The organism is Tepidibacter thalassicus DSM 15285 (assembly GCF_900129915.1).
GTDB lineage: Bacteria > Bacillota > Clostridia > Peptostreptococcales > Peptostreptococcaceae > Tepidibacter > Tepidibacter thalassicus.
The window spans coordinates 24591-32865 of record NZ_FQXH01000024.1; the positions used below are offsets into that span (position 1 = coordinate 24591).

At 26.4% G+C, this 8275-nt stretch carries 9 protein-coding genes; 2 read left to right on the plus strand and 7 right to left on the minus strand.

What is annotated here, in order from left to right; translation table 11 throughout:
* Positions 1-19: 19 nt before the first annotated feature.
* From BUA19_RS09350 to BUA19_RS09375, 7 genes are all read right to left on the minus strand, one after another.
* Positions 20-871, minus strand: coding sequence for an S-layer homology domain-containing protein (locus BUA19_RS09350; protein ID WP_072725908.1), 852 nt, complete (start codon positions 869-871; stop codon positions 20-22).
* A gap of 135 nt (positions 872-1006) precedes the next feature.
* Positions 1007-1231, minus strand: a complete 225-nt coding sequence (locus tag BUA19_RS09355; protein WP_072725909.1) for a winged helix-turn-helix transcriptional regulator — start codon at positions 1229-1231, stop codon at positions 1007-1009.
* A gap of 36 nt (positions 1232-1267) precedes the next feature.
* Positions 1268-1513: a hypothetical protein gene (locus BUA19_RS11550; RefSeq protein ID WP_143145418.1), complete on the minus strand. Its 246-nt coding sequence runs from the start codon at positions 1511-1513 to the stop codon at positions 1268-1270.
* Entirely contained in the window at positions 1443-1970 is a 528-nt protein-coding gene (locus tag BUA19_RS09360) for a hypothetical protein (RefSeq protein WP_072725912.1), read from the minus strand. The genes BUA19_RS11550 and BUA19_RS09360 overlap by 71 nt, the downstream gene beginning before the upstream one ends.
* 706 nt (positions 1971-2676) lie before the next feature.
* Positions 2677-2931 carry a hypothetical protein gene (locus tag BUA19_RS09365; protein WP_072725914.1) on the minus strand — a complete coding sequence of 85 codons (255 nt, stop codon included), beginning with the start codon at positions 2929-2931 and terminating at the stop codon, positions 2677-2679.
* Positions 2924-3697 (minus strand): ParA family protein, encoded by a 774-nt coding sequence (locus BUA19_RS09370; RefSeq protein WP_072725915.1) that lies wholly within the window; start codon positions 3695-3697, stop codon positions 2924-2926. Before BUA19_RS09370 ends, BUA19_RS09365 begins: the two co-directional genes overlap by 8 nt.
* Positions 3698-3789: 92 nt before the next feature.
* Positions 3790-4854, minus strand: a complete 1065-nt coding sequence (locus BUA19_RS09375) for a replication initiation protein (protein WP_084602030.1) — start codon at positions 4852-4854, stop codon at positions 3790-3792.
* Positions 4855-5597: 743 nt separating this feature from the next.
* Between BUA19_RS09375 and BUA19_RS09380 the strand changes: the two genes are divergently transcribed.
* Entirely contained in the window at positions 5598-6677 is a 1080-nt protein-coding gene (locus tag BUA19_RS09380; RefSeq protein ID WP_072725917.1) for an S-layer homology domain-containing protein, read from the plus strand.
* Positions 6678-7149: 472 nt separating this feature from the next.
* A complete protein-coding gene (locus BUA19_RS09385) occupies positions 7150-8178 on the plus strand; it encodes an Rpn family recombination-promoting nuclease/putative transposase (RefSeq protein WP_072725918.1) in 1029 nt (342 codons plus the stop codon).
* Positions 8179-8275: the final 97 nt, after the last annotated feature.

Sequence of the window (8275 nt, forward strand, 5' to 3'; positions counted from 1 at the left end):
TTCACCTCTCTTTTTTAAATCAAGCAACTAATTTTCCAAAATGAAAATGTAAAGTAATTACTTGATTTATATTTTTATAATTAAGTATAAAATTTTCTTTATATTTATTAAAATCTGACTTCATTCTAAAATCTACTCTTACTGCCGTCTTTGGCTTTTCTCCTGTTATATGGGCTATGTATAAATCTCCTTCGGGTTTTACTGCTAGGTCTTTTCCTTCTTCTGCCTTTGTTGGTTGTTGTTCTCCTTCATTTTCCTCAAACGTTATTATTCCATGTTTCTTTGCCATTCTTGCCACTACTACTATCCCTTCCTCTTTTGTCATCGCCTTCTTCGGTCTAAATCTTCCATCGGGATACCCTTTTATCACTCCTTCCTTACTCATTGTTGATACTCCTTCCTTCGCCCATTCCGATATTTCTTCTTTATCCTTAAATCTATTTTCTCTCGTTATTTCTAATCCCTCTTCTATCATTTTTTCTACCCTCATAAACATCGTTGACGCTTGCTCTCTTGTTAGCTTTTCATATGGGCTAAATTTCCCTTCGCCTGTTCCTTTTACTATCCCTAGCCTTCCTGCTAATTGTACTAAAGGACTTAATGTATCCGTAAATACCTCTTCTCCTTCTATTGTTTGTGGTTTAAATTGTATAAAATAAGTCGTTACTAACTCTGCAAATTCTTCTCTTGTTATCTCCTCTCTCATGTTCTCATCTTCTCTTAATGTCTCTGGTATTAGCCCTCTCTCTTTCATTACTTTAAACGGTGTCTGAGCCCATGGCGATATTATCTGTACTGCATACGCTTTTGTTCCTACTTCCCCTAGGGATAATAATAAAACCAACACTATAATTACTAAATTTTTAAACATCGTTATAAACCTCCTTTTATTAAATTACCTACCAAATTATTTATATTTTAACATTTATATTACACTTTTTACCCATTACTATTTGAAGTACATAAATGTACTTCCCATATAAGACGGACATTTCAGTTGTATTTTTTAATCCTCCAACTCTTTTTTATATTTTGATACCATTTGTTGAGATATTCCAAGCTTTTCAGCTATCTCTCTTTGCTTAATTTTTGGATTTTCTTCTATTAATTTTTTTATAATATTTATTTTTTCCTTCTTCTTCTGTTCTCTTTTAGTTAATCCCTGTTCGTTTCTACGAGCTTTCTTTCTCTCTTCTTTTCTTTTTTCATCATACTCTCTTTGTCTTCTCATATACTCTTCATCACTTATTATTGTTTTGAGTTCTCTCTACTCATAATCCTTTATATTAAGCATTTCAATAATAGCTTCATTTCTGAAGTTGTACTGTTTTCTTTCAACGTTTCTTGTCTTACTTTCAACATTCTTTTCTATAAGTGTTTTTTTAAATCTTCGATTAAACTCAAGCATCATTCTCTGAGCTTCTTTTGCTGCATCTTTAGGGCTATCTCCTATTAAAAAGACTTTGCATAGCAAAATTTCTATATAAAAAACACATAAGCTCACGATACCCATGGCAGTTAAAATCCCTAAGCTCTTGAAGTTTTTCCAAATCCCCAAGCCTTGTTATAAGTAAATTATATAAATTAAAAAAGTTATATACTTTCTTTTTATTCTTTTTCTTTTGCTCTTTCCATTTATCATACCAACTAGGCAAATCTGGCATACATTTTTGAAGATCTCTCAGTTTATATAGCTTATCCTCATAAATTTTAACACTAACTGTATTCATAGTTTTAAAATTACGTGTATATATAAATCTCGTTGAAGTAGTTAAGTTAACTGATTTATCAGCGTTAAAATCACTTAGCTTATTAGATATTTCTTTTTGTATTCTTTTAGCAAGTGTTTTAGCTTTATCAGTTGCATTAACTGGATATTTTATCTTATATGTAATATGAAAATTGTTCCCCGTATAAATAATTGCACTTGGGCATGGAATTTCTATTCCAAAGTATTCATATTCCATCATATTTATAAATTTATCTTTATTTAATTTATTAAAATATGACTTTTATGCAATAGCTACTGCCATGGCATCAAAAACATAACTTTAAATTTATATATAAGTTTTTTTGACTGCAACTAAATTGTGTTTTTGTTTCTCTTATTTTTAACAATACTTTAAATTTGATAACGTACATTAAACGAAGTGAAAAAGACTCCCTAATTGAGAGTCTTTCTTACTTTTAATATTCAATATAGCTTAATATGTAAATACTGCTAATTATAAAATATTATATTTAACAAGTAAAAGTACAATAAAATTTATAATAAATAAAATCAATGGAACTATTGTCACTATATGATTTCTTTTTAATTTCATTGACATTATTGTTAAAATTAAGAAAACTAAACTTGAAATTGAAAAACATAATTTCAAAAATACCATAATTTCAACACTCCTATATAGTAAAAAAACATACACATTTATATTTTTACGTAGCTTATAGAGTTTTGATATAAATTGTAGTAGATATTCAATTTAAACTTAATATTTAGATTGTTTTATAATTTATAATATAATGCATGAGCATCTTTTGTTTTTTGTATTAACTTGCGTGCACTTTTAATAGCTTCTCTACCTAACCCTAAAGCACCCTATTCCTTTTTTATTTTAAATTTCTTATGTATTCAAAATATTTCTATTTACCTGATCGCTATCGCGTTCAAATAATTTATTTCTCTTTTTTATTTTCATATAAAAGACATATTGCTTCATCTACTATTTCGTTAAAAGTTATATTAGGATCATCGTATATAAATATTTTCAGTTCTTGAAGTTTTTTAACTGTAGACGGTTTTAAAGAATAACTTCTTTTAATGCTAAGTTCTTCACTTCCTAAATTCTTAAATTCTTTAGAATCTAAATTCTTATCTTTTTTAGAATTTATATTCAAACCTTCTAAAATTCCTCTACTACCTTTACTCATAATTTATCACCTCATCAGCTAAATTCATATAATCCGTATATCCATTACAGTTTTTATTAAAATAAATAATTGGTGTTTGTCTGTCCTGAGCATATTCTATTTGAGAATTTATTCTTATAAGTGTATTAAATACTTTATCTTTAAATACAGATTTCAAACTATCTTTTATATCTTTTGATATATTTTTTCTTGCATCATACATCGTAATTAAAACGCCCATTATATCTAAATCTTCTTTTAAATTTTCTTTAACAAGATTATAAGTTTCTATTAAATGTTTAATGCCTTTTATAGAAAAATAAGATGTAGATACAGGTATTATTAAACTATCACTTGCAACAAGTGAGTTAACGCTTAAAAGACCTAAAGATGGTGGACAATCTATTATTATGTAATCAAAATCATTTTTTATTTGTTTTAATATTCTATTTAATATGTTTTCTCTACTCAATGCGCTGCTTAGCGTTATTTCTGCATTACTAAGAGTTATATCAGATGGAAGAATGTATAAATTTTTATAAGAAGTTTCCTTCATAACTTCCAAAATTCTTTCCTTCTTAAATTCTTTAGAAATTAATAAATCATATATTGTTACTTCTAGTTTTTCTTCATCTATCCCAACCCCTACTGTTGTATTTGCCTGTGCATCCATATCAACTAATAACACTTTTTTGTTTTTAGTTGTTAGTGCTGCACCTAAATTTATTGCTGTTGTAGTTTTAGCTACTCCTCCTTTATGATTGAAAATACTTATTATTTTAGCCATTCAACATCTCTCCATTCTTTTATTCTTAAATTCTTAAGAATTTAACTTCTTATATTCTTATTATATAATAATTTCCAAATTATCAATAGGTTTTATAAACCCCATTTTTCTTTCTGCTTCTTCAAAACAATTCTTTCAAATTCTTCTGGAGTGTATTCTGATGTTCTTTGAGTAAAATTATGAAATCTAGTTTTTATAATATTCTCATTAGTAACAGCTATCTCTGAATAATCATTTTTAATAGCATCTATCATAAGTCCAACAAAATTGTCTATGTTCTTTTTATTTTTTATTATCATATATTTTTCAATTACTTTAGCTAAATCCCAATTTGCTATATATAATATACTTCTTATCTCATATTCTGTTACTTTTTTAGGAAATAACGCTTTTAAAGTGTCTATTTTTACTTTTTGTTCTGAAGATAATTCAAATTTTTCTTCTTCTACTACATTCTCTATTTTTTTAGAGTTAATTATAAATCTAATCTTTTCTACTTTTCTTCCAACTTTAATTTCTTCAAATTCAAAATTTATATCTGTTTTTTTATTAATTTCTGCTTGTGCTCTTTTTAATATCCTTTGTTTTAAATTCCCATATTGAGAATATTCATTTTCTTTTAATCCTAATATGTATCTCAATTCTTCTAATTCTACTACCCTATCCTTTATTTTTTCATATTGTTTCATTAATTCATAAATTCTAATACTGTACTTACTTTTTAATTTTAAAATGTTCTTTAATTCATAACTCGTAAATCTATTTTTTAATTGCAATAAATACGGTTTCAATTTAGATGAAAATTCCAGTTCAACAATACCCTCTTTTTCTAAATATTCTGCAGATGCCAACCAAGAAACTTGAAGTTTTTTATGCTTATTTGGATTATCCTCATACGAAGTAATTATAGTTAAAGTTTTGCTTATCAAATCACTTGTAGCTTGTTGTAGCTCACTATATATTCCTTTCCCTTTAACATCAAGTATATCTATTATATCTTTTATCTTAAATCTCATTAATCGAAATTCTTCATCAGTAGGCTGTATCTTAGATGCAAGAAATAATATTATCCTCTGTTCATTTGTACTTAAATTATAACTTGCTTCAATTAATGTATTTGATTTTGTAACTAAATTTTTTTGCAAAGATTTTTCCATATTTTTTTCACCTCAACTCAATTATAAATATAACACCATACTCAGTCAAGTTATATATAACATTTATTTTTTTTTGTTATAGTCGTACCTTTTTTGTTATAGTCGTACCTTTTTTGTTATATTTCGTACCTTTTTTGTTATACTCCTCGTACCTTTTTTGTTATACTTCGTACCTTTTTTGTTATGCTTCGTACCTTTTTTGTTATATTTCGTACCTTTTTTGTTATATTTCGGCGTCAAAAATATAGTATTTTCAATATGTACAGCTATCCGAAAACATTAAAACAAAAAAAAATATTTAAAACATAATATATATAAAACAACAAAAAAGGTACGTGTTGTTATAAAAAACAAAAAAGGTACAATTATTACAAAAAATAAATTCTTATTATTAATTTTCACCTAATAATATAAGTCAATATTTAAAATATTATTAATTGCTCTTTATTTGACTATACAAGCGTTTTTATACTATTAATGGATAATTTATATTACAAACTAAATAAAACATTAAATTTCGTCATTTATAGGGGTTATGGAAGATAATAATTTTGATGTTACGAGAAGTGAAAAATAATACAAGTAAATTATGTTTATAGAAAAGGAAAAGTAAAAGAAAAAGAAAAGAACTAAATTATAAAAAAGAGTTACAAATACAATTTTGTTGTAACTCTTTTTTTATGCTTTTTTAAATTCATTTTGATAAAATAAAAAAGACAATAAATTGAAAGGAGATTTTGATTATGAAAAAAACAAAAACTATTTTAATTTCATTAGCATTAACTCTATTTGCATTTAATTCAAACATTTATGCGACACAGATAATATCGCCATGGGCTCAGACACCGTTTAAAGTAATGAAAGAGAGGGGGCTAATACCAGAGACATTAAGAGAAGATGAGAACATGAGAGAGGAGATAACAAGAGAAGAATTTGCAGAGTTAGTAACGACTTATTTTATACAATTTAAACCACAAACAATAGAAGGAGAAGAGGTATTTACAGATACATTAAGTCCGATAGTCCAATTAGCAGGAAGGATAGGGATAGTAAAAGGAACAGGCGAAGGGAAATTTAGACCATATGAAAAGCTAACAAGAGAGCAAGCGTCAACGATGTTTATGAGGGTAGAAAAAATGATAGATGAGAGTATAGAAATAACAAGAGAAAATAGCTTTAAGGATAAAGAAGAAATATCGGAATGGGCGAAGGAAGGAGTATCAACAATGAGTAAGGAAGGAGTGATAAAAGGGTATCCAGATGGAAGATTTAGACCGAAGAAGGCGATGACAAAAGAGGAAGGGATAGTAGTAGTGGCAAGAATGGCAAAGAAACATGGAATAATAACGTTTGAGGAAGGAGGAAAGGAAGGAGAAGAACAACCAACAAAGCCAGTCGAAGAAGGAAAAGTAAGCGAAATCAAGCCAGTAGAAGAAGTGATGAAGAATTATCCAAGCGAACATAGATATTATAAGCAAATAAAAGAATTAGCAAGTAATGGTTTAAGAGTAACAAACACATTAACACCAAATGTAAAATTAGGAAATGCGATAATAAAAGATATAAAGATGTCAGGTTATGAAAATGGCTACTGGTCAACAACAAAGTTAGAAATAAATATGGTAGATGATGGTACGACATTATATCAAGTTTATCTCTTGAAAAAAGATGGAACTTATGCAGATACAGACGCATTACTAGGAACTAATAGTACGAAATTAGTAGTAGAGGCAGGATATTGTAGACAACAAGATGTCAAAGCAATTTTCATAATAGAGCCTGATGATACAAAAGAAGGAATAGTAATTAATTTAGATAATTAAGAGGTTTATAACGTAACTTATTAGTAGATAAAGAGGTTTATAATTTAGTATCAAAGAGTATTGGAAATATATATTAAGATAGAGAAATAACAATATTTCCAATACTTATTTTAGAATTAAGAAAAGGAGGTTAAAGAGATGAGCTTTAGGCAAAGGATAAAAAAGCTAGTAACCTACCTAACGGTAAGTACAATGTTAGTAGAAACAATACCAATTCAAAACATAGGAATAAATAAGGTTTATAAACACTAAAGCCTATGCAGAAGAAACAGAAGAAAAAACCGAATTTAAGCTAATGGATATACAAAAAGAGATGGAGAACATAGAGAAAGGAAAAGGACATTTTATTTTGATAAAATAAAAAAGACAATATCTAATTTAAACAAATATTTTTATAACTTGTATCTGTAAAATGTGAATAATATAATATAAAATATAGTTATAGATTTAAAATTCAAAAAATGGAGGTAAAATGAGCGAAAATATAAAAAATGAACATGATTTAGGATACAAATATATACTTTCACATAAACAAACATTTATAGAATTTTTGAGAAGTTTTGTAAAAAAAGAATGGGTAAAATCAATAAAAGAAGAAAATTTAATATTAATAGATAAAGAATTTATACTAGAAGATTTCAAAGAAGAAGAAGCAGATATAGTATATAAAGTAAATATAGATGGCAAAGATATAATATTTTATATATTATTAGAATTACAATCAAAAGTAGACTATATGATGCCTATAAGATTGTTAATGTACATGACAGAAATATTTAGAGATGAACTTAAAAATACAGAAAAAAACATAAAAAAAAGAAAAGACTATAAACTGCCAGCAATAATTCCAATAGTTTTATATAACGGAAAGAATAATTGGACAGCAGTTAGAGATTTTAAAGAAGTATTAAATGGATATGAATTATTTGACGATAATATAATAAATTTTAGATACTTATTATTTGACATAAATAGAATGGAAAAAGAAGAATTAATAGAAATAGCAAATGTAATAAGTGCTATATTTTTACTAGATCAAAATGTAGAAATAGAAGAAATAATAAAAAGACTAAAATTAGTAGGGAAAATAATAAAAAAAGGAGCAACAAAAGAACAAGAAAAAGTATTTAAAAATTGGATTATAAATATATTTAAAAACAGATTTGAGGGAAAAGTAAAAGAAAATGTATATGAATTATTAATGGAAACATCCAGAATGGAGGTGGATGATATGATAAGCAATTTAGGAAAAAAACTTGAAGAAGAATTTAAAAATAGAGAAAAACGAGGGATACAGCAAGGGATACAACAAGGTATACAACGAGGGCTAAAGAAAGGATTACAGCAAGGGATACAAAGAGGAAAAAAAGAAGGAATAATACTTACAGCTAAAAACCTTTTAAAATTAGGTATGGATATAGAATTAATAAAACAAGCTACAAGTCTTTCTGATGAAGAAATAATAAACTTAAAAAAAGAAATAGAAAAAGAAAAGAACTAAATTATAAAAAAGAGTTACAAATACAATTTATTGTAACTCTTTTTTTATGCTTTTTTAATTCATTTTGATAAAATAAAAAAGACAATATCTAATTTAA

Coding starts and splice junctions, on each gene's coding strand:
- BUA19_RS09350 (WP_072725908.1), bottom strand. CDS start 871: ATGTTTAAAAATTTAGTAATTATAGTGTTGGTTTTATTATTATCCCTA.
- BUA19_RS09355 (WP_072725909.1), bottom strand. CDS start 1,231: ATGAGAAGACAAAGAGAGTATGATGAAAAAAGAAAAGAAGAGAGAAAG.
- BUA19_RS11550 (WP_143145418.1), bottom strand. CDS start 1,513: ATGGGTATCGTGAGCTTATGTGTTTTTTATATAGAAATTTTGCTATGC.
- BUA19_RS09360 (WP_072725912.1), bottom strand. CDS start 1,970: ATGATGGAATATGAATACTTTGGAATAGAAATTCCATGCCCAAGTGCA.
- BUA19_RS09365 (WP_072725914.1), bottom strand. CDS start 2,931: ATGAGTAAAGGTAGTAGAGGAATTTTAGAAGGTTTGAATATAAATTCT.
- BUA19_RS09370 (WP_072725915.1), bottom strand. CDS start 3,697: ATGGCTAAAATAATAAGTATTTTCAATCATAAAGGAGGAGTAGCTAAA.
- BUA19_RS09375 (WP_084602030.1), bottom strand. CDS start 4,854: ATGGAAAAATCTTTGCAAAAAAATTTAGTTACAAAATCAAATACATTA.
- BUA19_RS09380 (WP_072725917.1), top strand. CDS start 5,598: ATGAAAAAAACAAAAACTATTTTAATTTCATTAGCATTAACTCTATTT.
- BUA19_RS09385 (WP_072725918.1), top strand. CDS start 7,150: ATGAGCGAAAATATAAAAAATGAACATGATTTAGGATACAAATATATA.